The sequence below is a fragment of the Dactylosporangium sp. NPDC006015 genome, from assembly GCF_040614215.1.
Classification (GTDB): domain Bacteria; phylum Actinomycetota; class Actinomycetes; order Mycobacteriales; family Micromonosporaceae; genus Dactylosporangium; species Dactylosporangium maewongense.
The window spans coordinates 45,277-70,848 of record NZ_JBEXUD010000009.1; the positions used below are offsets into that span (position 1 = coordinate 45,277).

Annotated in this window: 14 protein-coding genes; 6 read left to right on the forward strand and 8 right to left on the reverse strand. The window is 71.8% G+C overall.

Annotated elements, in window-relative coordinates:
- Positions 1 to 29: 29 nt before the first annotated feature.
- Positions 30 to 7,025 (reverse strand): polymorphic toxin-type HINT domain-containing protein, encoded by a 6,996-nt coding sequence (locus ABZ321_RS17815; protein WP_354892296.1) that lies wholly within the window; start codon positions 7,023 to 7,025, stop codon positions 30 to 32.
- Positions 7,026 to 7,524: 499 nt separating this feature from the next.
- Here ABZ321_RS17815 and ABZ321_RS17820 point away from each other — a divergent pair, with 499 nt between their 5' ends.
- Positions 7,525 to 11,778, forward strand: coding sequence for a ricin-type beta-trefoil lectin domain protein (locus tag ABZ321_RS17820; RefSeq protein ID WP_354892299.1), 4,254 nt, complete (start codon positions 7,525 to 7,527; stop codon positions 11,776 to 11,778).
- A 134-nt stretch (positions 11,779 to 11,912) separates the two neighbouring features.
- Here ABZ321_RS17820 and ABZ321_RS17825 read toward each other — a convergent pair whose 3' ends face one another.
- From ABZ321_RS17825 to ABZ321_RS17835, 3 genes are all read right to left on the reverse strand, one after another.
- A complete protein-coding gene (locus ABZ321_RS17825) occupies positions 11,913 to 13,907 on the reverse strand; it encodes a DUF4132 domain-containing protein (RefSeq protein WP_354892302.1) in 1,995 nt (664 codons plus the stop codon).
- Between the two features lie 226 nt (positions 13,908 to 14,133).
- Positions 14,134 to 16,896: an FtsX-like permease family protein gene (locus tag ABZ321_RS17830; RefSeq protein WP_354892304.1), complete on the reverse strand. Its 2,763-nt coding sequence runs from the start codon at positions 16,894 to 16,896 to the stop codon at positions 14,134 to 14,136.
- A 58-nt stretch (positions 16,897 to 16,954) separates the two neighbouring features.
- Entirely contained in the window at positions 16,955 to 17,395 is a 441-nt protein-coding gene (locus ABZ321_RS17835) for a helix-turn-helix domain-containing protein (RefSeq protein ID WP_354892307.1), read from the reverse strand.
- Between the two features lie 73 nt (positions 17,396 to 17,468).
- Here ABZ321_RS17835 and ABZ321_RS17840 point away from each other — a divergent pair, with 73 nt between their 5' ends.
- The gene (locus tag ABZ321_RS17840) at positions 17,469 to 18,290 is read left to right on the forward strand and encodes a class I SAM-dependent methyltransferase (protein ID WP_354892310.1); all 822 of its coding nucleotides are present in this window, start codon (positions 17,469 to 17,471) and stop codon (positions 18,288 to 18,290) included.
- A gap of 10 nt (positions 18,291 to 18,300) precedes the next feature.
- Here the strand turns inward: ABZ321_RS17840 and ABZ321_RS17845 are convergent, their stop codons facing one another.
- Together ABZ321_RS17845 and ABZ321_RS17850 are read right to left on the reverse strand one after the other, a co-directional pair.
- Complete coding sequence (locus ABZ321_RS17845; protein ID WP_354892313.1) at positions 18,301 to 18,999, reverse strand: pentapeptide repeat-containing protein; 699 nt, start codon at positions 18,997 to 18,999, stop codon at positions 18,301 to 18,303.
- Positions 18,996 to 20,249, reverse strand: a complete 1,254-nt coding sequence (locus tag ABZ321_RS17850) for a PQQ-dependent sugar dehydrogenase (protein WP_344498519.1) — start codon at positions 20,247 to 20,249, stop codon at positions 18,996 to 18,998. Before ABZ321_RS17850 ends, ABZ321_RS17845 begins: the two co-directional genes overlap by 4 nt.
- 167 nt (positions 20,250 to 20,416) lie before the next feature.
- On the opposite strand from ABZ321_RS17850, the gene ABZ321_RS17855 reads away from it, so the two are divergent.
- Positions 20,417 to 20,779 (forward strand): hypothetical protein, encoded by a 363-nt coding sequence (locus tag ABZ321_RS17855; RefSeq protein ID WP_354892316.1) that lies wholly within the window; start codon positions 20,417 to 20,419, stop codon positions 20,777 to 20,779.
- A gap of 73 nt (positions 20,780 to 20,852) precedes the next feature.
- Here ABZ321_RS17855 and ABZ321_RS17860 read toward each other — a convergent pair whose 3' ends face one another.
- Both ABZ321_RS17860 and ABZ321_RS17865 read right to left on the reverse strand, forming a co-directional pair.
- The gene (locus tag ABZ321_RS17860) at positions 20,853 to 21,638 is read right to left on the reverse strand and encodes a siderophore-interacting protein (protein ID WP_354892319.1); all 786 of its coding nucleotides are present in this window, start codon (positions 21,636 to 21,638) and stop codon (positions 20,853 to 20,855) included.
- On the reverse strand, positions 21,635 to 22,627 hold the full coding sequence (locus ABZ321_RS17865) for an ABC transporter substrate-binding protein (RefSeq protein ID WP_354892322.1): 993 nt from the start codon (positions 22,625 to 22,627) through the stop codon (positions 21,635 to 21,637). Before ABZ321_RS17865 ends, ABZ321_RS17860 begins: the two co-directional genes overlap by 4 nt.
- A gap of 148 nt (positions 22,628 to 22,775) precedes the next feature.
- Between ABZ321_RS17865 and ABZ321_RS17870 the strand changes: the two genes are divergently transcribed.
- From ABZ321_RS17870 to ABZ321_RS17880, 3 genes are read left to right on the forward strand one after another with little or no spacing between them, the layout of a single operon-like run.
- Entirely contained in the window at positions 22,776 to 23,717 is a 942-nt protein-coding gene (locus ABZ321_RS17870; protein WP_354892851.1) for an iron chelate uptake ABC transporter family permease subunit, read from the forward strand.
- Positions 23,714 to 24,715, forward strand: coding sequence for an iron chelate uptake ABC transporter family permease subunit (locus ABZ321_RS17875; RefSeq protein ID WP_354892324.1), 1,002 nt, complete (start codon positions 23,714 to 23,716; stop codon positions 24,713 to 24,715). Before ABZ321_RS17870 ends, ABZ321_RS17875 begins: the two co-directional genes overlap by 4 nt.
- On the forward strand, positions 24,708 to 25,544 hold the full coding sequence (locus ABZ321_RS17880; protein ID WP_354892327.1) for an ABC transporter ATP-binding protein: 837 nt from the start codon (positions 24,708 to 24,710) through the stop codon (positions 25,542 to 25,544). Before ABZ321_RS17875 ends, ABZ321_RS17880 begins: the two co-directional genes overlap by 8 nt.
- The last annotated feature ends 28 nt before the right edge of the window (positions 25,545 to 25,572 follow it).

Genomic DNA, 25,572 nt, shown 5'->3' on the forward strand with positions numbered 1-25,572 from the left:
GTCCGCGCACCCCACGCCGGTCAACCACCTTACGGAACGGACGTCACCACAGGTGCCGTCGCCCACGGATACTGATAGACCTTCGAATAGTCGTGCACGCCGTGCTGATCGAGGCCGACCCAGGCGAGCGCCCCGTCGGACCGGCGCCTGACCACCCGGAACTGGCTGCCGTCCCCGAGATCGTAGATCGGTTCACCGCCGAAACCACGCCCGAAGTGCCCCGCCGGCAGATTGTGCCCGCCGAAGTTGTCCCGGGTCTGGTTGGGGTTGCGGCGCTGCGGGTACGTCGGGTCGGTCATGATGCGCCGGACGATCTCATGGATGGCGGGCGGCACCTGGAAGTACGACCGGTTCTGCTTGAAGTGCCCCTTCCACTGGTCACTCCGGGCCTTGACGTTCTTCGGCGAGTAGGGGTCGTCGGCCGCGTAGTTGTCGTTGTCCTCGTCCTTGGGGCAGTTGTGCACGAGCACCGGGGACGCACCGGCGAGCACGTAGTACGTGTGCATCCGGGCGACGGTGAGGTCGTGCATGTACTTCGCGCCGGTCCACACCACGGACGCGCTGACCGTGGCCGTCGAGCCGTCGGGCGCGACCAGCAGATCGCCGGACGCCAGCTCCCCCGCGTGCTCCCACCGCTCGTGGGATTCGTTCCAGAACGGGTGGTTGGCGGTCGTCTGCAGGGTGGCCTTGCCGCCCTCGCCGTCCACCACGTCGAGGTTGGCGAACTCCGCGTCGAGGTTGCGGTGCAGCGCCTCGACGACCTGGGCGCGCGTCTCTCCGGTCTCCGGATCGGTCGCGAGGACCTCGTCGCCGACCTGGATGTCCTTGATGGCCTTGACGGTGCCGTCGGCCATCAGGACCCTGGTCTCCGGATCGAAGCTGTGCTTGCAGCTGTCGCCGTCGCCGCCCGAGTTCTGGTCGCCGGACTTGCCGTCCCCGCCGGAGTTGTTCCCGTCGCCACCGTCGCCGGTCTTGTCGCCGGACTTGGTGGTGTCACCGGAGTTGCCCGAGTCGCCGTTCGACGACCCGTCGCCGTCCGAACTGTTGCCGTTGCCGTTACCGTCGCGGTTGTGTGACGGTCCGGTGTCGATGCCGGGGATCTTGACGTTGAACTTCTCGGCGAGCTTCTTGGCGAGGGCGGCGCCGCGGGCGCTCAACCCCGCGCCGCCGGACAAGGCGGTGATCAGCATCTCGCCGGCGAGCTCGCCGATGGTCACGCCGCAGTCGTAGGCGGTGGCGTCGCCGCCGACGCACGAGGCGATCTGGTCGCAGATGCCGCTGATCGCGCAGGCCCAGCCCATGACGAAGTTGCCGGTCTTCTTCTCCCACTTCTTCGCCTCGCCCTTGAGGCCGTTCCACGCTCCCTTCGGGTCCCTGAGCATCTTGAGGATGCCGAAGAACGCTTCCCAGAACTTGAGGCTGTTCCAGAGGCCGCTCAGGAAGCCCTTGAAGAAGTCGCCGACGCCCTTCAGTCCGCTCGGGTCGGAGAGCGTGGTCGGGTTGTTGCTCGCGTACGCGTAGCCGTGCATCTGCTGCGGATCGTTGAAGTCGACGAGCGGGTCGAGGGAGATGAACCTGCCCGTGTTCGGGTCGTACTCGCGGGCGCCGAGGTGGACCAGGCCGGTCGGGTCCGCCGTGCCGCCGACGAAGCCCTTCTTGTTCGGCCACGACACCGCCGCGCCACGGGCCTCGCCGTACGGGGTCTGGCGGCGGCGGGTCACGGTCTGGGCCGCGTCGCCACTGATCGCGACATTGCCCGTGCCCTGCTGGTCGCCGCAGAGCCAGGCGATGCCGCTGCCGGTCCGCTGCCCCACGACCTGACCGTTGAACGAGTAGAAGCGGGTCGTCGTCAGCGTCGAGGCGCCGGTGAGCTTGATCTCCATGTTGCCGACGTAGAGCGTGGCGCCGGTGCTGTCCTTGGCGAGCAGCCGGTTGCCGGCGCCGTCGTAGACGTAGGACGTGGTGCCGGTCGTGTCGGTCACCGAAGTGAGGCGCCCCTCGGCGTCCCACTGCAGGTTCTGCTGCCCGTTCGGGCCGGGTCGAGACGTCGTGTTACCGGTCTTGTCGTACTCGTACGTCGAGGTCTTGAGGACCTGCCCGGTGGAGTTCTTGAGCGTGGAACCCTTCAACAGGTGCGGCTGCGTCCCGGCGACGCCCTGGTTGGGGTAGGTGTAGTCGGTGGTCTGCAGCCCGGTCGGGGTGAGGTGGTCGATCTCCTTCAGCCTGGAACCGGTGCGCCCCTTGGGGTCGGTGGCGGCGCCGAAGTCCCACTCCTGCCAGTACGGCGCCGGACCACCCATCGTCGTCGACGCGGGCGAGGTCGAGCAGTCACCGCTCTGCGGCGTCCACGCCTGCTTCAACCGGCGGACGTGGTCGTACTCGAAGCACTGCGTGTCCCGCTGCCCGTTGAGCGGGTTGTCGTCGATCTTGATCAGGTTGCCGGCGGGGTCATACTTGTACTCCGCGTCCGCGACGTACGCGGAGCCGACCGACTTGATGACCGCCTGCCGCTTCACCTGGTGCGTGACGTCGTCGTACTCGGTCTTGCTCTGCACGAACGGCGCACCCGTCAGCGCCGTGGACCGGATCACCGAGCTCGACTCGCCGAACTCCGTGTAGGTGGCGTCGGTGACGTAGTGGGTCACGTCGCCGTAGTTCGTGGTCAACGCCTTCGGCAGACCGTACGTGCTGTCGTACTCGTACGTCAGCGTCTCCCCGGCGAGGTTGCCGACGGCCGGGAACGTGACGGTGTTCAGGTCGCCGTTGACCTTGTACGTGTTCCGCACGGCGAACGAGGTGCCGAGGACGCCCTCGCTCTGCGGAAGGGTGACCCTGGTCTGCGTCGGCCGGTACAGCGCGTCAGCGGTGACCAGCTCGGTCTTGTACTCGTTCGTGCCGACGAACCGGGACACCGACTTCGTCAGGCCCTTCGCCGGCAGGTCGTACACCGTCTGCACGCGCAGCGGCCCGGTCTCGCTGCCGTCACGGATCGAGGTGGGCCGGTCGAGGTCGTCGTAGGTGTACGCCAGAACCCGGTTCTCGGCGTCCTTCACCTGCACCAGCTGGTCCGAGGTGTTGTACGTGTACTCGGTGGCGCCCCGGTCCGGGTCCGTGGACTTCTTCGTGCGACCCAGCTCGTCGAACTCGTACGACCACACGTTGCCGGAGGCGTCGGTGATCTTCTCGACCTGCCCGGTCTTGTTGTAGCTGTAGGAGATCTCGTCGTAGGTGCCGGTCGGGGTGCCGCCGTGGTACTGCCGCAGCTTGGTCGTCTGCCCGCGGCTGTCGGTGAACGTGGCGCCGGCCGTCCCGCCGAGCGGCGGGGTGACCGTGGTGTAGTCGCCGTAGTACTTGGTGACCGTGCTCCACTTGTAGACGTTCTCCGAGTACAGCGCGGCCTCGATCGGCCGGCCGGCCGTGTCGAAGTCGATGCGGCTCTGCGCCGGCACGTCCAGGTCGGCGGGCTGGTGCAGGGTGAGCCCGGCCGTGCCGGTCGTGTCGTAGGCCGCGTTGCTCTTCCACACCCGGCCGAACGAGTCGTAGAAGTTGGTGTCGGCGATGATCCTGCCCCCACCGACCGCCTTCGCCTGCTTCTGGCGCGGTCGCAGCAGCCCGTCGTACAGCTCGAACAGCGACTGGTAGTTGCCGTTCGCGTCCTGGCTGAGGGTCTCGACCGCGTTCACCGAGGTCTTGCTGATCGTGTACCGGTATTCCACGCTCGGCGTGTTCAGGTTGCTGGCCTGCAGCCGGTCGGCGTTCCACACCTTGGTGCGGCGGCCGAGCGCGTCGTACTGCGCCGAGGTGACGCGGCTGTTGACGTCGGACTCGCTGAGCACCTCGCCGTGCGCCGGGTCGATGACGACCGTCGTGGTCCACAGCTTGGGGTTCGTGGTGGTCATCCCGACGAGCGGGCCGCCCGTCGTCGGCGAGTAGTCGGTCTTCGACAGCCGGCCGGCGATGTCGGTCGACTCCGTGGTGCGGCCGTGCGGGTCGTGCTTGTACGTGCCGACGGTCTGGAACTGGACGTTGCCGCCGTTCCAGGCGCTCATCCGCTCGATCTTCGTGACCAGACCCGTCGTCGGCGTCGCGCCGTAGGCCAGGTTGTCGTACGTGTACCGCAGGTCCGAGATCACCTGGTCCGCGGCGGACGGCCCGCCGGCGGTGCAGTCACCGGCCCAGGTCCGGACCCGCTTCGCCGAGCGCAGCACCCATACGTTCGGGTCGGTGTTGGGCAGGTACTCGTGCACCGTGCACTTGTCGTCGTCTGGGTCCGCCGGGTCGCCGAGATCCTTGATCTTCAGCGGGACGCCCTGCTGGTCGTTCTCGGTGACCGTCTCGAAGCGGCGCCACTGCCCGCCGCTGATCAGCGCGCGGGTCGCGGTCTTCTCGCTGCCCGTATAGCGGGACTCGGTGACGACGCCGTTGATCGTCCGGCTCGCGGCGGGGGTCGTCGACCGCCACGGGCTCGTCACCGTGCCGGCGTTGACCGCCCCGTCGAGATAGACGAGCTGCTCACGAACCATGCCCGCGAACTGCTCGTAGTCCGGGAACGGACCACCCTCCAGGCCGTTCACGTTCACCGTTCTGGTGCCGGAGGCGGTCTTGTCGCCGTGCATGCCGCGGAAGTACTGCGCCCGCAGCACCTGCTGCTTCGGGCCTTCCCCGAACTTCGTCTTGACGTACGGATACCCGCGCCATTGACCCCACGTCTTGTACTTGGCCTGGACGAGGCCGTCCTCGCCGTCCCAGTGCCACAGAGGCAGGTTCTCGGGGTTCTCGTACTCGTAGAACGTCTTGGTGGCGCTGCCACCGGCGGTGAGGTCGATCTGCTGCACCGAGTCGACCACGTACTTGTGGAAGTAGTCGGTGCGCGGCTGGGTGTACCCCTGCGGGACCCACTTCACCGGGTAGCAGCGCAGGGTGTTGCTGTCCAGGGCATTCGAATTCGGCAGCCGGCCGGGGTTGGTGCAGTCCGGGTCGCTGTAGTCAACGGCGATCTCCGCACCCGCCTCGGTGCGGATGGACGTGATGCGCCACCAGTTCATCGCCGGCGCGAAGTCCGACCACACCGCGTCGACGCGGTTCGGCAGCTGGATGCCCTCGAACGTGACCTCGGGCAGCGTGATGGTGGCGCCGTTCAGCCCCTTGTGGGTGATGCCTTCCAGCCACAGACCGGCTCGGGTGCCGTCACCGGGGTCCGGGAACGACTGCCGCAGGTTCCACTGGTCGACGTCCTGGTATCCGCTGCCCTTCCGCACCTTCGTGGTGACGCTCGTGAGCCGCTTGCTGCTCCAGAACGTCGGCGCCGACTGCCAGCACGTCCCGCTCGACGCGCAGTTCTGGTCCCACGGCGTGTCCGGCCAGTTCGTCTTGTCCTTGGTGCCACAGTTCGCCGTCACGCACCGGTCCGACACACCGAAGTGCACCTGCGCCGGCGCGGCCGTCCCCGTGTACGCCGAATCGGTCCGCACACCGTTGACGACGGTGCGGTTGTCGGTGCCGTAGTCGATCCGGACGGGGTAGGCGTCGCGGTGGTAGACGACCGGCGAGTTCTCCTGCTTGTTCTTCGCGTAGTAGTTCGTGTCCCGCGCGTACCACAGCGATGCGGTGTTGCCGTAGATGTCCTCGATGTAGTCGAGGTTCCACCGGTACGCCTGGGTGCAGAACGACGCCGCGAACGTGGATGCCTTGCACGGCTCCGTCGCGTGGTTGCCCGCGACCGGCACCGCCTGCACCGAGTTCGTCTCCGCCTTGTTCGCCGTCCAACCCGGCAACCGGTTCCGACCGAAGAAGTACTTCGTCCCGTCCGCCGCGGTGACCTTCCAGTACTCACCGTTGTCGTCACCGTTGGTGTTGGCCCCGCCGATCACCTTCTCGATCCGCGACCCGTCGTCCTGGACCGGGTGCCACAGACCGCTGCCGTCCTTCAGCAGCTCACCGCCGCCGCCGTTGAGCGACATCACCGCGTTGTCGGTGGCCCAGCACATGTCGCCGGTGTCTTCGGTGTTGTTCGCCTTGCTGCCCTTGTCGTCGGCCTTGTCATCCGCACAGCCGACGTACCGGCGCTCGATGAAGCCCGTGTCGTAGGAGAAGCCCTCACCGATCCAGCCCGGCTGGTTGTTCGACGCCGCCTGCCGGCCGTCCACCGACTGCGACGAGTAGCTCAGACCCACCGTCGGCCCGGGACCACCCACCGCCGGGGGCACCCGCATCGGGTACGACCACGAGAAGCCACCGGCCGAGCCACCCTGCGACCACGTCGACGACGGGGCAAGGGTTGTCGCACCGAAGTCACCGGCACCACCGGACGGCCCCGCCGCGAGAGCCACCATGACGTTGCCCGACGTCAGCTTCGACGCCGCCGCGGTCGTCACCGGCGCCGGCAGCGTCACCTCACCGGTCACCGTCTTGGTCTTCACGTTGTTGTCGGACTTCACCGGCACCGCTCGGCACGCCGCGTCCTCAGGCCGGGTCTGATGGCACTCCGGGATGACCAGGAGCCGCAGCCGGCTCGACCAGTCCGCACCGAACGCCGACTCGAACGCGCCGTAGCTGGCCTCTAGCTTCACGACGCCGGTGCTCGCGGCCGCGTCGGTCCGCGCGACCCGGAACATCACGCCCTGCACACCGGCCGCGCGGACCTCGTCCTGCGACAGCGTCTGCACCCGGACCTGCTCAGGCCCCTTCGCGCCGGCCACCACCCGCAGCGGCGCACCAGGCACCGACACCGCCGTCTCCGCCGGCGACGCGCTACCGGACGCCCGCAGCTGTGACCGCGCCGCGGCGATGTTCACGTCCGCGGTCGCGGCCGCCGGCCACTGCACCGAGCCGACCGACGCGCGACGCGCCGCCGCCGACGCCGTCCCCGGCTGCGGCTCCTTCACCGCCACCGTGCCACCAGGCACATCCTTGAACCGCTGCGCCGCCTCAGGCTTCGTCACCTTCGGCGCCGCCTGCACCGGCGGCACCACCAGACAGTTGGCGGCGAGCGCCAGGATCGCCGACGCGGCGACTGTACGCGTCACGCGCCCGAACAGCCGGCGGGACCGGCCTGGCAGCAATGGCAGGCCGGGCGGCCCGAAGACACCGGTCAAGGACACAATTCCTCCGCAGCAATGCGTAAGTGGCCACCGTCGAGACACGACGGCAGCCGAACATCGTCAAGAAACAGAAGATGAAGAAGAAGGATCCAGCCGGCCTACGCCGGTACGCCGACCATCTGCGGAATCATGTCGGCCACTGCCTTCTGCGCAGCGCGCAGCCACCACTGAACATGTAAAGCCTCCCCGTTAGGCCCATGCAGTCGCACCGGGATCGATACCCGAGCAGCCTGCAATTTAGGGGTCGCATTCACCGAAGTCAAGGCATCATGAGGCGTTCATGACGGCACTCACCGCCAATCCGGACATACCTCCGACGGCGTGCCGACATCGCGCGCATCGATTGACACGGCCACTGGCCTCCCCCTAGGTTTCGCTCACTTTCACTTCGCGGGGGCTAACAGTGATCAGACCTCATCCTGCCGTGCGTCGACACGGCTCCTCCAAACTCGCCATGGTGGCGTCGCTCGCGGTCGCCTCGGTCGGCACCGCGGTCGCGCTCACGGTCGGTGCGCCGGCCGGCGCCGAACCGGCGCCCGCACCGACGGGTCAACCGGCCACGAACCAGCAGGCGTCCGAGAACACCGCGATCAGGCAGGCGGTCGAGAGCGGCCGCACCATCGAGGTGGCGAACTCCCGGTCCGAGATGGCCCGCACGATGGCCACGCCGCGCGGCACGCTGGTGCGGGAGAGCTACTCCGTGCCGCACTGGACCAAGAAGGACGGCGTCTGGCGGGAGATCGACCTGTCGCTGCGCAAGGACGGCGCCACGCTCGCACCCGTCGCCTCGGTGGCCGACGTACGGTTCTCCGCCGGCGGCACCGAACCCCTCGTCACCCTCAACGGTGCGGGCGGCGCGCTCAAGCTGACCTGGCCGTCGAAGCTGCCGGCGCCCCGCATCGAGGGCGACACGGCGGTGTACGAGTCGGTGCTGCCGGACATCGACCTCCAGGTGCAGTCCACAGTGGAGGGCTTCGGCTACTCGCTGATCGTCAAGACCCGCCAGGCCGCGGCGAACCCGGCCCTCGCCAAGCTCAAGTTCGGCCTCACCAGCACCGGCTGGACGCTGCGCAACAAGCCGGGCGGCGGCTACGAGACCCGCGACAGCACCGGCAAGACCACCGCGTCGGCCGGGCCGGCGCTCATGTGGGACTCCGCCGGCGTGCCCAGCGCGCAGCGGTCCCTCGCGGCGGCGCGTACCGCGGGCAAGAACTCCGTGCTGCGGCACGTGCCCGACGACTCCCGCAAGGCCGACCTCCCCACCACGGTGGAGGACGGCTCGCTCGTCATCGTCCCCGACGCCGCGATGCTCGCCGACCCGAACGTCGCATACCCCGTGGTCATCGACCCGTGGACCGGCGTCGGCCGCGCCCGCTGGGGCTACACCGACTCCACCAACGCCAACCGCGACGACGGCATCGTCCGCGTCGGGCAGAACACCGACGGGTCCGGCACCTTCCGGTCGTTCTTCGCGTTCGACCTGACGTGGCTGCCGGGCAAGCAGATCCGCAACGCCAAGTTCGTCACGATGATGACGCACTCGTGGGCGTGCACCGCGACGCCGGTCAGCCTGTACCGCACCGGCGACCTCACCGGATCCGGTAGGCAGGCCTGGTCGGGCCCGGCCCTGAACCTGTTCGTCGAGACGAAGTCGGGCAACGCCCACAAGCCCTCGACCGGCGCCGGCTGCGCCAACGACCCTCAGCCCAACATGTACATGGAGTTCTCCAACCAGACCCTGGTGAACGACGTCATCAACTTCGGGCAGGGCCGGGGCAGCTACACCCTGGGCCTGTCCGCCCGCGACAGCGACGGCACCGACGAGACGGCCAGCAACCGCTGGAAGAAGTTCGACCAGGCGCAGACCGCCATGTCGGTCGAGTACAACAGCCTGCCGAACACCCCGGTCGCCTCGGCTCTGACCACGCACACCGACTTCACCGCCGCGGGGCAGGCCTGCGTCACCGGCACCGGCCGGCCGATCGTGCGGTCCACCGCGCCGTGGCTCAAGGCCAACATCTCCGACCCCGACGGCGACCAGAGCGGCCAGCTGTCCGCGTCGTTCGCCCTTGAGCAGTGGAACGGCACCACCTGGACCGCCATCAGCGGCTGGCCCAAGACCGACACCGGGGTCCCGTCGGGCACCCTCGCCGACATGGCCGTCCCGGCCGGCACGCTGACCGGGTCGATGGCCCGCTGGCAGGTGCGGGTCAGCGACGGCCTCGGCGGCAACTCCAACTGGTCGCCGTGGTGCGAGTTCTCCATCGACACCACCCCGCCGGGCGTCAAACCGACCGTGGCGGCATTCGACGGCCTGTACGTGGAGACGCCGCCCAACGACGTCCACCGCGGCTCGGTCGGCCGCAGCGGCCAGTTCACGTTCGGCACCAACGGCGAGACCGACATCGCCGACTACGAGTACCAGCTCGACGGCGACGCCAAGACCTACGTCGCCGCCTCCGCCACTGACGGCACGGCGACCGTCTGGGTCACCCCGACCCACGTCGGCGAGAACGTGCTGACCGTCCGCTCCCGCGACGCGGCCCAGAACGCGTCGCCGCCCAAGGACTACCGGTTCCTCGTCAACTCCCACTCCGACCCCAAGACCTGGAAGCTCGACGAGGGCACCGGCACCACGCTCGCCACCAGCCCGGCCGGCGGCCCGACGGCCACCGTCACCGGCGGCGCGACCTGGACCGACGGGCGGATCCTCGGCACCCACGCCGTCAACGGCAAGGACAGCGCCCTGCACTTCGACGGCGTCGACGACATCGCCGTCGCACCCGGCCCGATCATCAACACGACGAGGAGCTTCGGCGCGGCCGCGTGGGTCCGACTCACCGGCGGCACCTCGAACGCGCGCACCGTGCTGTGCGTGGAGGGCGGGATGACCTGCGGCATCGCCATCCAGTACCTGCCGGCGCCGACGAACCGGTGGGCGCTGACCGTGTACTCCACCGACCTCGTCGACGCGGCCCCCCGCTACGCCACCGCACCCACCGCACCGGTCTTCGGCCAGTGGACGCATGTCGCGGTGTCGTGGGACGTGGGCATGAAGATGATGAAGCTCTACGTCAACGGCGTCGTCGCCGGCCAGCTCAGCCGCCCGTCCAACTGGAACGCCGTCGGCGTGCTGGACATCGGCGGCGGCAAGTACGCCGGCGTGCGCCAGCCGAGCTTCGAGGGCGACATCGGCGACGTGCGGGTGTGGGACCGGGCGATCGACCCGTTCGTCGACATCAAGCCGGCGGTCACCCCCGTCGTCACCGGCGAGTGGGCGATGGAGGACTACGACGAGGACGCGCCCCGGCAGGTCGTCGACGACTCCAACTTCCAGCGCCCCCTGACCCTCACCGAGCCTCCCGGCACCGTCACCTGGTGCGACAGCCACGCCAGCACCGGCCTCTGCTTCGACGGCCTGTCCGGCGCCGCCACCGCACCCGCCGTTGTACGCACCGACCAGTCGTACACGGTCTCCGGCTGGGCCCGGATCACCGACACCAGCGTGTCCCGCACCGTCTTCTCCCAGCAGGGCACCCGCGGTGCCGGATTCACCGTCCGGTACGACAAGACCGTCAACCGCTGGTCGTTCGTGGCGGCGGGCAGCGACGCCGACGCACCCGCGATCTACAAGGTGAACTCGACCGCCGCGCCGGTGCTCAACACCTTCACGTTCCTGGAGGCCGTCTACGACGCGCCGGCCGGGAAGATCCGGTTCTACGTCAACGATCAACTGCAGGGCGAGACGTACTACACGGCGAACTGGAACGCCGCCGGCACGTTCAACGTCGGCCGGACCCTCCAGGCCGGTGCGGCCGCCGAGTTCTTCGCCGGCGACGTCGACGAGGTCCGGGTGCACACCGGCGCCATGCACTCCACCAACGGCGCCGTGCCGAACAACACGCTGATGATGTTCCGCTCGGGCGTCACCGGCAAGTGCATGGACAACCCGTACGGCGCCAGCACCGATGGCAACCGCATCCAGTCGTTCGGCTGCAACGGTGGCTCCGACTCGCAGCTGTGGACGATGCCCGGCGACGGCACCATCCGCATCGCGGGCAAGTGCCTCGACGTCAACAACGCCGGCACGACACCGGGCACGTACGTGCACCTGTGGACGTGCCACGGCCTGGCCGCGCAGCAGTGGGAGGTCGGCCCGTTCAACTCGCTGCGCAACCCCAACTCGGGGCTGTGCCTGGACGTCCCGAACTCCAGCACCGCCAACGAGACCAAGCTGCAGGTGTGGACGTGCAACGGCGGCGCCGCCCAGAGCTGGACGCCGCAGTGGACCGGCATCGGCGTGATCCGCTCCGGGGTGCCCGGCAAGTGCGTCGACAACTACCAGGGCACGGGGGCCAACGGCAACCTGATCAGCTCGTGGGACTGCAACGGTGGCGCGCACTCGCAGATCTGGGCCGTCATGGGAGACGGCACCATCCGGATCAGGGGCATGTGCCTGGACATCATCGGCTACGGCACCGCCGCCGGCTCGAAGATCCACCTCTACACCTGCAACATGACGGCCAACCAGATCTGGGAGCTCGGCCCCAACAACTCCATCCGCAACCCGGTCTCGGGCCGCTGCCTGGACCTGCCGAACCAGAACACGGCCAACGGGACCCAGCTGTGGATCTGGGACTGCAACGGAGGCCGCGCCCAGGAGTGGTTCGTCTCGTGACCTCCTGACGCCGGCCCTACAGCAAGAACCAGGAGTGGCTGGTGCCGTAACCCACCTCACCATCGCGACGGGGACCCGCAACCGCGGGTCCCCGTCGCCGTACTACAGGGCGATGCCCCGCTTGCGGTAGGCGATCACGTCGAGGAAGTCGATGAAGTGACTTCCTGCAGATCATGGATGAGCTCCGACACGGCGACCGGGTCGATCGCGCCGAAGCCGGGGACGAGCTTGCCGTCGGCGTGGGTGGGCAGCCACACGTTGCCGAGGGTCTGCTGCTGTTCGGCGGTGACGTCGCCGATGAACATGCCGGGGTCGAGGTCGATCGAGGCGACGAGGCCGCCGGGCAGGTCACGCTCCAGCGTGCACAGCATGCCGCCGTCGCCGACCTCGCCCATCCGCCAGCCGCGGCGCACCAGCCCGAGGAGCCGTCCGACGTGGACGGTGCGGCCGTCCTGCCGGTCGAGGCTGTGGGCGGTGCGCTCGTCGTCGGTCAGCACGTGGACGTCGCGACCCAGCTGCGCGAACGGCTGCAGGACCTCGTAGTCGGCGAACACCTCCGCCCACGCCGCCAACCGGTCGCCGAGCCGGAGCGGGTGCGCGAGCCACACCGTTGCGGTCGCGGTGACGACGATCGGCTCGTCTTCCACGTCGGCGTACGTGCGGTCCTCGGCCACCCGGAAGCACGCCTCGCCACCGTCGGGGCCCTCGGACGTCACCCAGAGCAGCCGGCGCGCGACGTGCCACAGCAGCGGATGTCCCACCAGGTGCCGGTGGAACTCCGCACTGCTCCACCGGCGCTGGTCGGCCATGGCGCGCTCGAGGCGGCGGATCTGGTCGGCCGCCACGGTCCGCACGTCCTTCTTCAACCCGAGGAACCGCTGGTACGCGGCGGGCGCGGCGACCGGGTCGTCCTTCACTCCGGGCCTGGGCAGCGCGGCGCGGCGGGTACCGGCGGCGTCGGTGACAAAGGGCATGAGGTGCTCGTCGAAGCCGACGACGAACCGACGCGGCCCGTAGTCGAGGCTGAGGCTGCCGTCGGTGTCGAGACCGAGGTCGGGCACGAGGCGGTCCGCGAGCTGCTCCAGGGTGAGACCGGTGTCCCGGGCCAGGGTCTCCAGCCGCTCCTTGGCGAGCCGTCGGGTGCTGTGCTTGGAGGCTTTGTCGGCGACACCCTGGATATGCATGAGCGCCACGTCGGTGCCGATCGCGGTGAGCACGTCGAGGCCGCGTGCGGCCCGGGTGTGGTCGCCGTGACCGGGCCAGGAGCGGATCAGCGGACTGAGCCTGCGGGCCGTCTCGTCGTCGCCGATGAGACCCTGCATGTCGAGCGCCCATCGGCCGACCGACGGACAGCTGGCGTCGACCCAGCGCAGCAGCAGGGCCCGGCCGAAGGCGGCCAGCGAGACGGGGTCGCAGACGTCCTTCACGATCTCCAGACCCGCATACGGCAGGGCGGGCTGGGACAGCGAGAGCATGGTGACCACGTGCCGCGCCGACTCGACCGGCAGGGTCCGCACGCCGTCCCGCAGCCGGATCGTCGGCAGCGTCGGCACGCCGACCCAGCGCGGGATCTTCGGCAACGTCGAGGGCAGCAGCTCGAGCGGGTCCGTGTCGAGCATCGCCCGGATCGCGGCGCCGGCCGCCGAACCGTAGTTGTCGGCGGCGGTGAGCACCAGATCCCGGTGACCGTCCGTGGCGAGCGCCAGCAGTGCGTGCCCGGCGAGTTCGCGGCGCGGGCCGGGCTCCTCCAGGGCCGGCGGCACGAGATCGCGGGCGGCGGCGGCCGGGTGGCGGGACAGCCACTGCCGCGCGAGGTCGCGGGTCCACGCCGACCGGGACTTCACCCGCAGTTCCATCATCAGGTCAGCCAGCTCCGGGCCGGTGAACGGCAGCAGCCGCAGCGTCGTCTCGGTGACCATCTCCCGCGACAACGCGACGAGGTCCGGCACGGCGTGCAGCGCGTCGGCTCCCGGCGTGCCGTCGGACGCCAGCGGCGCGGAGCGGGTCAGTCCGGGCACCACGACCGGCTCGCGGCGGCGGGACCACGGCGGGGTGACGAGCACATCCGGCAGCCCGTCGTGCCCAGTGGTCGCCGGGTCGGTCGGCGGCGGCAGGTCCGTCGTGGTCACGCAGTCACCTCACGCAGGTCAAGGATGAGCGGCTCATCGTCACCCATGCCGCCGATTTCGACAAACGTCTGCTACCTCGGCGCCGCGGCACACCACGACCTGCTGCAGGTCGACATGGCCCCGGCGGCCGGCCGCCGTACATCGTGGAGGCAGGCGACCGCATCACGTCCGCCGGTGCCTGGGTCCTCGCCCACCTCGCGGCGCGGCGCGGTGAGCGGGGGTGGGGTCAGGACTCCTCGGCGAGGAGGGCGGCGGTCGGTAGGCGCTGCAGGAGGGCGGCGGGGATCAGGGCGGCGCAGGTGGCCAGCAGGGCGCCGGCGGCGACGGCCGAGCCGGCGGTCGTGAGCAGGGCGGGGCTCAGGTCGCCGACGAGCCAGGCGGCGGCGGTCACGCCCACGGCGGCGCCCGCGAGGCCGCCGAGGAGGCCGATGCCGAGGCCCTCGGCGGCGACGAGGCGGGCGAGGGCGGCCGGGGTCCAGCCGGTGGCGCGGAGGGTGGCGAGCTCGGCGGCGCGGTCGCGGATGTTCAGGTAGAGGACGTCGGCGACGGCCAGGACGCCGAGCAGGATCGTCGCTGCGACCGCGATCGTGTCGACGGTCCTGACGCGCAGGGAGACCGCGTCGCCGAGGAGGGTGCCGACGATCGCGCCGTGGAAGGCGAAGGTGATGGCGCCGAGGACGGTGGCTGCGGTGATGCCGATGGCGAGGGCGCCGCCGGCGAGGGCGGTGCGGCCGGGGACGCGGACCAGGTTGAGCAGGCCCATGGTGACCGGGCCGCGGGGGCGGCCGGCGCGGCGCGGGCGGGTGACGGCGGGGCGCAGGCCGGCGGCGGGGCGGCCGCGGGCGGCGCCGAGGGCCGGCAGCAGGCCGGCGAGCAGGGACAGCCCGACGGCGGTCGGCAGCGCCAGCAGGGCCTGCGTCCAGCTGGTGCGGACGTCCAGCAGCCCGCCGAGCGGGCCGGTGAGGGCGAGGGCGCCGAGGCCCGCGACCGTCCCGATGACGAAGACCTCCCCGAGGACCGCGGCGAAGATCCGATGGGCGGGCCAGCCGAGCGCGGCCAGGGTGGCGAGCTCGGCGCGCCGGTCGCGGACGCCGGCGGCGACGGCGTTGGCGAGGAAGAGCGCGCAGACCACCAGGACGAGGACGAACAGGACGGCGCTCTTGCGGTCGATGGCGGTGATGATGCTCGCCGCGACGCCCTTCCTCACCCAGTGCTCGGTGACGCGCAGCTCGGGCCGCTGGTACTTGCCGGCGGCGAGGGTGACGGTCTGCGGGGAGGGCGAGGAGCCGTACGTGATGTCGACGTCCAGGCCGGTGCGGGCGGAGATCTCCTCCGCGACGACGCGGACCCGCTCCCGGGAGGTGGCGGAGAAGCCGTGCACGCCGGCCACGCGGACCCGGATGGCGCTCAGCGGCGCGGCCTTGTCGGTGCCGATGGTGTCGGTGAGGATGTCCGGCAGCGCCGCGATGCTGGTCAGCAGCATCGGTGGGGACGACAGGTACCCGCCCGGGTTGCCGCCGGGGGCGAGCGGGCGGTCGCCGAGCAGGCCGCGGGTGGCCTGGTCGGCGCCGACGACCAGGGGTGGCTCGTAGGTCTCCATCGGCACGCGACTGAGCGGGTTGAACGTGGTGAGCCGGGCCGGGTCGAACGTGCCGACGACGCCGAAGTCCGCCGTCGTCATCTCGCCGTTCGCGCGCACCGACACGTTCTTCACCGTGCGGAACGAGGTGTCGTCGAGCTGCCACGGCGCGGGGAAGCCTGAGGAGTACGGCAGGACGTACGCGGCCGCGTTGTCGGGCACGGGAACGGCGGTGAGGCTGCCGTCCGGAGCCGGCGCGTAGGAGACGCCGCCGATCTGCAGGAGCCACTCATGGCTGTAGAGGAGGCCGAGGCCGAGGCCGGTGCCGACGGTGTGCTGGTAGGCGGCGTCGGCGTCCAGCACGTCGTCGCGCACGTGGGTCGTGGGTGCGGCGGTCATCGCGGCCAGCATCGACTGCGACGTCCCGGCGGGCAGGGCGGGCAGCGGTGCGTGCGAGATGCTGACGGCGGTGGTGGTGTCGGCGTACCGGCGCGACGACGCCAGCACGGGCACGACCATGTGCTGCTCGGAGGTGCCGGGAATGGCGGTCGCCTGCGCCGGCGTGTTGGCGAGGAACGTGCCCTGCGTGGCGCCGCGCAGCCCGACGAGCCGGTCCTCGGCGTCGGGGTCGACGGCCGCGACGAGCATCGGCTCGTGCCACGTCAGGGAGATGCTGAGCCGCTGCTGCGGCTCGGTGTCGTACAGCGTCTCGAACCGGCCGTCGGGGCGCCGCCGGAACGCGAAGACGGACTGGTTGGTGGCGTCGGTGACCTGGCCCTGCTCGACCAACGGGCACACCTGCCGGCCCTCCTCGAGCAGGCCCGGGGTGCCGTGGCACAGCTGCTGCCACGGCATCGTCTGGCCGCCCGAGAACTGCAGCAGCTCCTCGTTGCGGCCGAGCCGCGGCCACGAGACGTCGTGCGTGGTGACGTACACCCAGGCGGGGGTCGCCGGTGTACGGCTGAGCCCGCGGTCCGCCAGCAGCGTGCGGTCGACCCGGATGACCTGCCGGTCCAGCTTGGGGTCGACGAGGTCGGTGAGGTCGACCGGCGCGACGACGGCGGCGTTGAGCGACCCGGCCATCGCGATCGGCGCGGCGACGTCGATGCCGGGCACCGAGCGGACCTTCGCCCAGTCGTCCATGGTGAGCCCGCCGTAGATGCCGGACACCGCGTTGGGCCGCAGCAGCGCGCGGTCGCCTTCGAGCGGCAGCCGGCTGCCCTTCGGCCTGACGAGGATGTCGTACGCGGCCCGCACGTTGGCGTCCACGGTGCCGGTGACCTCCAGCCGCGCGGTGGCGGTGGCGCCGGTCAGCACGGTGAAGCCGGTGGTGGCGGTGAGCACCCCGACGAGGAGCGCCACCGCCCGTCCCGCCCGCCCCCGAAGATGTGCCCAGACGAATCGGATCACCCGCACACACTGACCTATACATTGTGACAATGCAAGCCCCCGCGGGGCGCCGGCGGACTTACCGGCGCGGCCGGCCGCCTGCCGGCGGGTGGTCGCCCGCGGCGAGCTCGCCGGCCTCGGCGGCGCGGATGATGCGGCGGAAGGTGGGGCACTCCACGTGCGTGGGGGCCGGGCAGGCCGCCGCGTGGCGGAGGGAGTCGCGCAGGACGGTGAGCCTGCCGATCGTCGCGTCCAGCTCGTCGGCCTTCGCGGCGAGCACGGCGCGGTCGATGCGGGGGCTGCCGTCGGGGGCGAACATGAGCGCGATCTCGTCCAGGGAGAAGCCCGCGGTGCGCCCGAGCGCGATCAGCGCGAGCCGCGGCAGCACGCCCGGATCGAACTGGCGGCGCAGGCCGGCCCGGCCGACCGAGGCGATCAGGCCCTTCTCCTCGTAGTAGCGCAGGGTCGAGGCGGGCAGCCCCGAGCGGCGCGCCACCTCGGCGATGTCCAGGTTCGTCATCGGCTTGACCTCAAGTCGGCTTGAAGTGAAACCGTCCCATCCGGTCACCGTTCATGGCAAGGGGGAGCTGAGCATGGAAGCGCAGACGGCACTGTGGAACGGCCGCGCCGGGCAGGCGTGGGTCTCGGCGCAGGCGATGCTGGACGAGGTGTTCCGGCCGTTCGAGGACCTGCTGGTCGCGGCGGTCCGCGGCGGCAGCGTGCTCGACGTCGGCTGTGGCACCGGCGGCACGACCGTCGCCGCCGCCCGGAAGGTCGGCCCGGGCGGCCGCTGCGTCGGCGTCGACATCGCCGGGCCGATGGTCGCGGCGGCGCGGGAGCGGGCCGGCCGCGAGGGGGTGCCGGCCGACTTCGTCCAGGCGGACGCGCAGGAGCACGACTTCGGGGCGGCGGCGTTCGACACGGTCATCTCCAGGTTCGGCGTCATGTTCTTCGCCGACGCCGTCCGCGCCTTCACCAACCTGCGCCGCGCCGCCGCCCCGGGCGCGGTCCTGCGCGCCGTCACCTGGCGCGGCGTCGAGGAGAATCCGTTCATGACGACGGCGGAGCGGGCCGCGGCGCCGCTGCTGCCGTCGCTGCCGGTCCGCCGGCCGGACACGCCGGGGCAGTTCGCGTTCGCCGACCCGGCGAAGGTGCGGGGCATCCTGCGCGACGCCGGCTGGACCTCGGTCGACATCCGCCCCCTCGACGTGCCGTGCGCCTTCCCGGAGGCGTCGCTCGTGCCGTACTTCACCCGGCTCGGCCCGCTCGGCCTGGTCCTGGGCGACGTCGCCGAGCCCGCCCGGACCCGGATCGTCGAGACCGTCCGCGCCGCGTTCGCCCCGTTCGTGCACGGCGACGAGGTCCGCTTCACCGCCGCCTGCTGGCAGGTCGACGCGCACGCCCCGGCGGGCTGACGGCCGCTCGTCACTTCGGGGTGAGGTGGCCGGCGCAGGACTCGCGCCGGTCGCCGCCGGACTTCGTGCCGTCGGGGCAGACCACGTTCACCCACGTGACATTGTCGAGGTCGGCGTCGTCGAGGCGGGCGCCGCGCAGGTCCGTGTCGGCCAGGAGGGTGCCGGACAGGTCCGCGCCCCGGACGTCCGCGCCGCCGAAGTCGGATCGGCGGAACTCGGTCTGCCGCAGGTGCGCGTCGCGCAGCACGGCGCCGCGCAGGCCGGTGTCGGCGAACGTGCTGCCGTTCCAGGTGGTGCGGCGCAGGTCGGCGCGGCCGAGCTCGACGCCGGTGAGGGTGGCGTCGCGGACGTCGGCGCCGGTGAGGTCCGCGCCGGTCAGGTCGACGTTCTCCATCGACACCGTCCGCAGGTTCGCCTCGTGCAGGTTGCTGCCGCTGAGGTTCGCCTCGCGGACGAATCCGTCCACAGTGGACCGCTCCAGGTCGGCGCAGCGCAGCTGCCGCTGGGACAGTTCGGCATCGTTGACCGTGCGTCGTGGCATCGAGACCGCGCCGGGCTCCGAGCAGCGCCGCCCATGGGTCTCGCTGTCCCGCGTCTGTACGACCAGCAGCACGCTGAGCAGGACGGCGCAGAGCAGGAAGCCCGCCGCGACGCGTCGCGGCCGGTGCCGCACCGCGTGTCGCAGCTTCGCCAGGCCACCGACGTTCACCGCGGGCCCGGCGTGACGAGCGGGCGCAGGGCCAGGCGGAGGATGCGGTCGTCGTCGGCGGTCGGTCCGCCGGGGTTGCGGCCGTCACGGTTGGACGTGGTCATCCAGACGCTGCCGTCGGGCGCCCTGACGGCGGTGCGCAGCCGGCCGTACTTCGTCGCGAGGGCCTCCACGGGCTTGTTCGGCACCCCGCCGCCGGGCCGCCACCGGATGCCCCACGCGTCCGGCCCGCCGCCCTCGGGTGGCCGGCTGCCGGCCTCCTTCTGCAGGCTGCGGTCGAGGCCGACGAGGTACACGCGCTGCCCCCGCAGGCAGGTGACGACGGCGGTGTCGCCGACCACGGCCACGTCGGCGCTGACCCCGACCTCCGGGTGCCACGTCACGACCGGGTTGATGTACTTCGGGTTGGTGCCCATGCCCTCCACGAGCGGCCAGCCGTAGTTTCCGCCGGGCACGATGATGTTCAGCTCGTCCCAGACCGCCTCGCCGATCTCGGTCTCGTACATCGTGCCGTCGGCGGCCCAGTCCAGGCCCTCCGGGTTGCGGTGGCCGTAGGACCAGACGAGCGAGCCGCGGAACGGGTTGCCGGGCGGTGGCTTGCCGTCGGTCGTCATCCGCAGGATCTTCCCGCCGAGGTCGTCGAGCTGCTGCGCCGCATCGGTCCTCGACGCCTCCCCGGTGGTCGCGTACAGGTACCCGTCGGGGCCGAACTCGAGCCGCCCGCCGTTGTGGATGCCGCCGCGCGGGATGCCGGTGACGATCGGCTTCGGCCGCTCACCGAACTTCAGCCTGGCGACCCGGTTGTCGACGGCGGTGGTGTAGTAGATGTAGACCGTCTGGTCGACGGCGAACCTTGGCGACGCGGCGATCCCGAGCAGCCCGCCCTCGTTGTCCGACACCGCCTCGCTGATCTTCGTCACCGGCGTGACGGTCAGCGAGCCGTTGGCCGCCCTGCCCGGGCCGATCCGCAGGATCCGCAGTGTCCGCCGCTCGGTGACGAGGGCGCTGCCGTCGGGCAGGAACGTCAGGCCCCACGGGACGTCGAGGTGCCGCGCGATCGTGGTGACGGCGACCTTGGCGTCGCCGCTCGCCGACGGGTCGATCGGGCCGTGACCGAAGTCGGTCGGGTCGGTGACGCCCGGCGCCGCGTTCTTGGGCGGTGGCTTCGCCGGGGCGTCGGACGTGCAGCCGGTGGCGACGCCCAGCAGCAGGCAGAGCGCGACGGCCCCCGCGCGGACGGGTGTACCCATGGACCGGCCTCCGCTCGCGCAGCCGAACATCGTCTCCCTGCACGATCACGAATCCGTGCCTTCTCCGGCGTCACCCACGGCGGGGGAACGTCACCGGGCGTTTGACCTCGTGTCGGGGCGGGCACAAGGCCGTGGAGTCGAGCACCCGTACCGTTGAGGGAGACCAGATGAGACTGCTGACATTGGCCGCCGGGCTCGCCACCGGTTACGTGCTGGGCACCCGTGCCGGCCGCGGCAAGTACGAGCAGATCGTCGAGGGCGCCCGGCAGCTGCGTGCCAACCCGACCTTCGCGCAGGCGCAGGAGACGGCGAAGAAGCTCGCCTCGTCGCCGCCGCCCACCGCCTCGATCACGCCACCCGCGGCGTCGCCCGCGATGTCGTCCGCCACTTCACCCGCGATGTCGTCCGCCGCGTCGTCCACCACCACGACGCCGCCGGCCCGGGCCGCCTCGAACGGCGCCGCAGCGAAGCCCAAGGCCCCGCGCGGCACCCCCGGTCAGGGCACGCCGGGCGCCGACCCGCTGAAGTAACCGCCCCGAACGATCCGAACGGTCCCGGCTGCAACTGGCCGGGACCGTTCGCGTGCAAACGGGCCGCCGGGGCTCAGGCGGCCTCGGCGATGAGGTCGTCCTCGGTGGCGCCGCGGCGCCAGTACCCGGTGAACATGACCCGGCGGCGGTCGATGCCGCGCTCGTGGACCAGGTGCCGGCGCACGGACCGCACGACGCCGGACTCGCCCGCCACCCACGCGTACGGGGTGCCCACCGGCAGGTCCGCGGCGCGGACCGCGTCCAGGACGCCGCCGCCGACCAGCCAGGTCAGCTCGGCGCCTTCGGGGCGGGGCAGGTCCCGTACATCGGCGGCATCATGCACCTCGATCCAGGCCCGGACCGGCATGGACGTGCCGACCCACGCGAGGATGCCGGCGAGCGCCGGCAGGGCCGTCTCGTCGCCGGTGAGCAGCACCCAGTCGGTGTCCTGCGGCGGGCGGAAGTCGACGCCGCCGTTGTCGGCGACGGTCGGGGCGAGCACGACGGCGCGGTCGCCGGGGCGCGCGTGCCGGGCCCAGGCCGACGCGGGGCCGGCGGTGACCGTGTCGTGCACGGCGAAGTCGACGTCGAACTCGTCGCCGCGCTGCTCCCGCACGGTATAGGTGCGCATGACGGCCCGCGTCGCGGGGTCGGCCGCGCGCCATCGCGGGTACCAGTCCTCGCCCCTGGGCACGACCGCCGCCCGCTGGTGCGGCTGCGGCAGGAACAGCTTGAACCGCTGGTCCCGGCCGCCGCTGGTGAACGCCGCCAGGTCGGCGCCGCCGAACACCAGCCGCACCGCCGACGGCGACAGCAGCTCCTTGCGCAGCACCGTCACGTCGAAGAAGTCGAACGTCACCCGGTGACCTTCTTCGCGCTCGTCAGGGCCTTCGCGAGGGCCTCCAGGGGGCCGGCGCAGCCGGCGTGGCTGAAGCGCGGCTCGCTGAGCCACGGCACGACCTGGCCGGCCTTGACCGCGGGCAGCGCCGCCCAGGTCGGCTTCGCGGCGAGGTCCTTGGGCTGCAACGCCGAGGTGCGGCTGTCGAGGAGGATCACGTCGGCCTTGTACCGGTCGGCGTTCTCCCAGCTGAGGTTCTCGAAGAAGCCGCCGGTCACGTTCTCCGGCGTGATCACGTCGACGCCGAGCTCCCGGTAGTGGCCGAGGTCCGCGTACGCCTTGGGCGTCGACGCGTAGAGCAGGTCGGGGCTCGCGGAGGCGGCGAGCACCTTGAGGCCGCCGTTGCTCTTGACCGCCGCCTTCACGGCCTCGCCGGCCGCCTCGAAGCGGGCCTTGGCGTCCACGACCGGCTTCGCGGACTGGTCGGCGCCCAGGGCTGCGGCGAGGGTGGAGTACCGCTGGATCACCTGCGGCAGGCTGACCCCGCCCGAGACGGTGATGCCGACACTCGGGGCGAGCGCGAGGATCTTGTCCTTGCTGTCGTCGGGCACGTACCACAGCGCGTTCGGCTCGTACATGTTCGTGACCAGCAGGTCCGGGTTGAGCGAGGCGTACTTCTCGATGTTGAACTCGCCCCACGCGTTGCCGAGCGAGGTGAGCCGGGCGACGTCGAGGTCACCGGCGAGCGGGTCCTTGCCGCCGTCGGCGCTCTTCGACGGGCCGAACGTGCCGAGCACCTGCGCGTCGACGCCGAAGTCGCGCAGCGCGGCGGCCGAGCCGACGTAGGCGACGACCCGGGTGGGCCGTTTGGCGGCGCTCGCCTTGGTGCCACGGTCGTCGGTGAACTCCCACGCCGCCGCTTCCGCTCCGCTGGTGCCGTCTCCGCAGGCGGCGAGCAGGGCGCCGAGGCCGAGGCCGCCGGCCGCGGTCAGGAAATGGCGTCGGTTCATGGGTGCACCTTCCGTTGACTTCAGGTTTTTACTTCGGTTTTTGACTTCAGCGTCGAGCAGCGATTAGGTTAGCCTCACCTAAGTTGATCGTGTCAAGCCCGGGGGTTCGTGCGTGCAGGTCCACAGAGGGCGCTGGCTGCTGGTGTTCGTGGCCGTCCTCGCCCTTGCCGTCGTCGCGAGCCTCGCGGTCGGCGCGCGCTCGCTCGCCCCGCCGGACGTCTGGCACGGGCTGATCGACCCGTCCGATCCCGCTGCCACGGTCGTCCGCCGGCTGCGGCTGCCACGAAGCGGCCTCGGGCTGCTCGTCGGGGTCGCCCTCGGCCTCGCCGGCGCGCTCATGCAGGCGCTGACCCGCAACCCGCTCGCCGACCCCGGCCTGCTCGGCGTCAACGCGGGCGCCTCCGCCGCCGTCGTCTCCGCGATCAGCTTCCTCGGCGTCACCGGCCTGTCCGGGTACATCTGGTTCGCGTTCGCGGGCGCCGCCGTCGTCACCGTCGTCGTCTGGGCCGTCGCCGGCGGGGCCACCGCGACCCCCGCCGGCCTCGCACTGTCCGGCACAGCCGTCACCGCCGTCCTCTACGCCTACGTCGCGGCGGTCCAGCTGCTGGACACCGCCTCCCTCGACCGGATGCGCTTCTGGACCGCAGGGTCCCTCGCCGCGGCGTCACCCGGCACGGCGAGGCTGATCCTGCCGTTCGTCGCCGCCGGTGTACTGGTGACCGCGGCGCTCGCCCGCACCCTGAACGTGATGGCGCTCGGCGACGACACCGCGCGTGCCCTCGGCACCGACCCGGCCCGCGTCCGCGCGGTGGCCGCCGTCGCCGTCGTCCTGCTCTGCGGCGCGGCGACCGCGGCGTGCGGCCCGATCGTGTTCCTCGGCCTGATGGTGCCGCACCTGGTCCGCCCGCTGACGGGGCCCGACCTGCGGTGGCTGCTGGCCTTCTGCGCGGTCCTCGCCCCCGCTCTGCTGCTCGGCGCCGACGTCGTCGGCCGGGTCGTGTCCCGCCCCGGCGAGCTGCAGGTCGGCGTGGTCACCGCCGTCGTGGGCGGCTGCTTCTTCCTCGCCGTGGTCCGCCGGAGGCGGGCATGAGCGTCGTCGTCCGGACCCGCTGGGCCGCCGGCGGGTTCGCGGTCGTGGCGGTCGTCCTCGCGCTGTACGCGGTCGGCAGCGGCGACTACCCGATGAGCATCCCCGCGGTGCTGCGCACGCTGACCGGCGGAGGCTCGGCCGCGGAGGCGTTCATCGTCACCGAGATCCGGCTGCCGCGGGTCGTCACCGGCCTGTTCACCGGCGCGGCGCTCGCCCTGTCCGGCGCGGTCTTCCAGTCCGTCGTCCGCAACCCGCTCGGCAGCCCCGACGTGCTCGGCTTCACCCAGGGCTCCTCGACCGGCGCGCTGCTCGCCATCGTGGTCGTCGGCGGGGGCACCGCCACCGTCGCGGGCGGCGCGGTCCTCGGCGGCCTCGCCACGGGCGCCGCCATCCACCTGCTCGCCTGGCGCGCCGGCGGGTACGGCAACCGCCTCGTCCTCATCGGCATCGGCGTCGCCGGCATCCTCACCGGCGTCATCAGCTACCTGCTGACCCGCGCCCAGATCATCGACGCCGCCCGCGCCGTCCTCTGGCTCACCGGCAGCCTCGACGGCCGCGGCTGGGGCAACGCCCTCGTCGTCGGCGCCGCCGTCTGCGTCGCCGGACCCGCCGTCCTGGCCTGCGGCCGGCCGCTGCGCGTCCTGGAGCTCGGCGACGACCCCGCCACCGCGCTCGGCGTCCGGGTCGGCGCGGTCCGCTTCGGCGCTCTCACCGGCGCGGTCCTGCTCGCCGCCGCCGCGGCCGCGGCGGCCGGACCGGTCGCGTTCGTGGCGCTGACCGCACCCCAGCTGGCCCGCCGACTGACCCGCGCCCCCGGCCCGAACCTGCTGCCGTCCCTCTTCCTGGGTGCCGCCCTGCTGACCGCCGCCGACGTCGCCGGCCAGCGGGCCGTCCCCGACCACCAGATCCCCGCGGGCGTGGTGACCGGCCTGCTCGGCGGCGGCTACCTGATCTGGCTCCTGGCCCGGAGCCAGATCAGGAGCGCCCGCCGTGCCTGACCGGCTCGCCGCCGAGGCCGTGACCCTCGGCTACGACGCCCGCACCATCGCCGAGGGGCTGACGGTGCGCGTCCCCGACCACTCGTTCACGGTGATCGTCGGGCCCAACGCCTGCGGCAAGTCGACGCTGCTGCGGGCCCTGGCCAGGACGCTGCGCCCCAGGACCGGCGCGGTGCTGCTCGACGGGCACGACATCCGCACCCGGCCGACCCGCGAGGTCGCCCGGACCCTCGGGCTGCTGTCACAGTCGGCGACCGCCCCCGCCGGCATCACCGTCGCCGACCTCGTGGCCCACGGGCGCTACCCGCACCAGGGCCCCCTCGCCCCCTGGACCGCCGCCGACCGGCACGCGGTCCGCGACGCGATGGACGCGACCGGCACGACCGCCCTGGCGTCGGCCCCGGTCGACGAGCTGTCCGGCGGCCAGCGGCAGCGGGTGTGGATCGCGACGGCCCTGGCGCAGGACACGCCGATGCTGCTGCTCGACGAGCCGACCACGTACCTCGACGTCACCCACCAGATCGAGGTCCTCGAACTGTGCGCCCGGCTGCACCGGGACCGCGGCCGCACCCTCGTCGCGGTGCTGCACGACCTGCACCTCTCGGCCCGCTACGCGACGCACCTGGTCGCCATGCGCGCCGGCCGGGTCGTCGCCGAGGGGTCACCGGCTCAGGTGGTGACGGCGCCGATCGTCGAAGCGGTCTTCGGCCTGACCTGCCGCGTCATGCCCGACCCGGAGACGGGGACTCCCATGGTGATCCCGCGCGCTCCCGCCGGATCCGGCGGACCTGCCGCTCGACCCGCAGCTCCCGCAGCGCCGTCACCGTAGCGACCCCGGCGACGGACCCGACGAACCA

What these genes read in the sequence shown, in the direction of transcription:
- ABZ321_RS17840 (WP_354892310.1), top strand. Translation starts at nt 17,469, where the DNA reads ATGGAAGCGCAGACGGCACTGTGGAACGGCCGCGCCGGGCAGGCGTGG.
- ABZ321_RS17875 (WP_354892324.1), top strand. Translation starts at nt 23,714, where the DNA reads ATGAGCGTCGTCGTCCGGACCCGCTGGGCCGCCGGCGGGTTCGCGGTC.
- ABZ321_RS17850 (WP_344498519.1), bottom strand. Translation starts at nt 20,249, where the DNA reads ATGGGTACACCCGTCCGCGCGGGGGCCGTCGCGCTCTGCCTGCTGCTG.
- ABZ321_RS17855 (WP_354892316.1), top strand. Translation starts at nt 20,417, where the DNA reads ATGAGACTGCTGACATTGGCCGCCGGGCTCGCCACCGGTTACGTGCTG.
- ABZ321_RS17865 (WP_354892322.1), bottom strand. Translation starts at nt 22,627, where the DNA reads ATGAACCGACGCCATTTCCTGACCGCGGCCGGCGGCCTCGGCCTCGGC.
- ABZ321_RS17835 (WP_354892307.1), bottom strand. Translation starts at nt 17,395, where the DNA reads ATGACGAACCTGGACATCGCCGAGGTGGCGCGCCGCTCGGGGCTGCCC.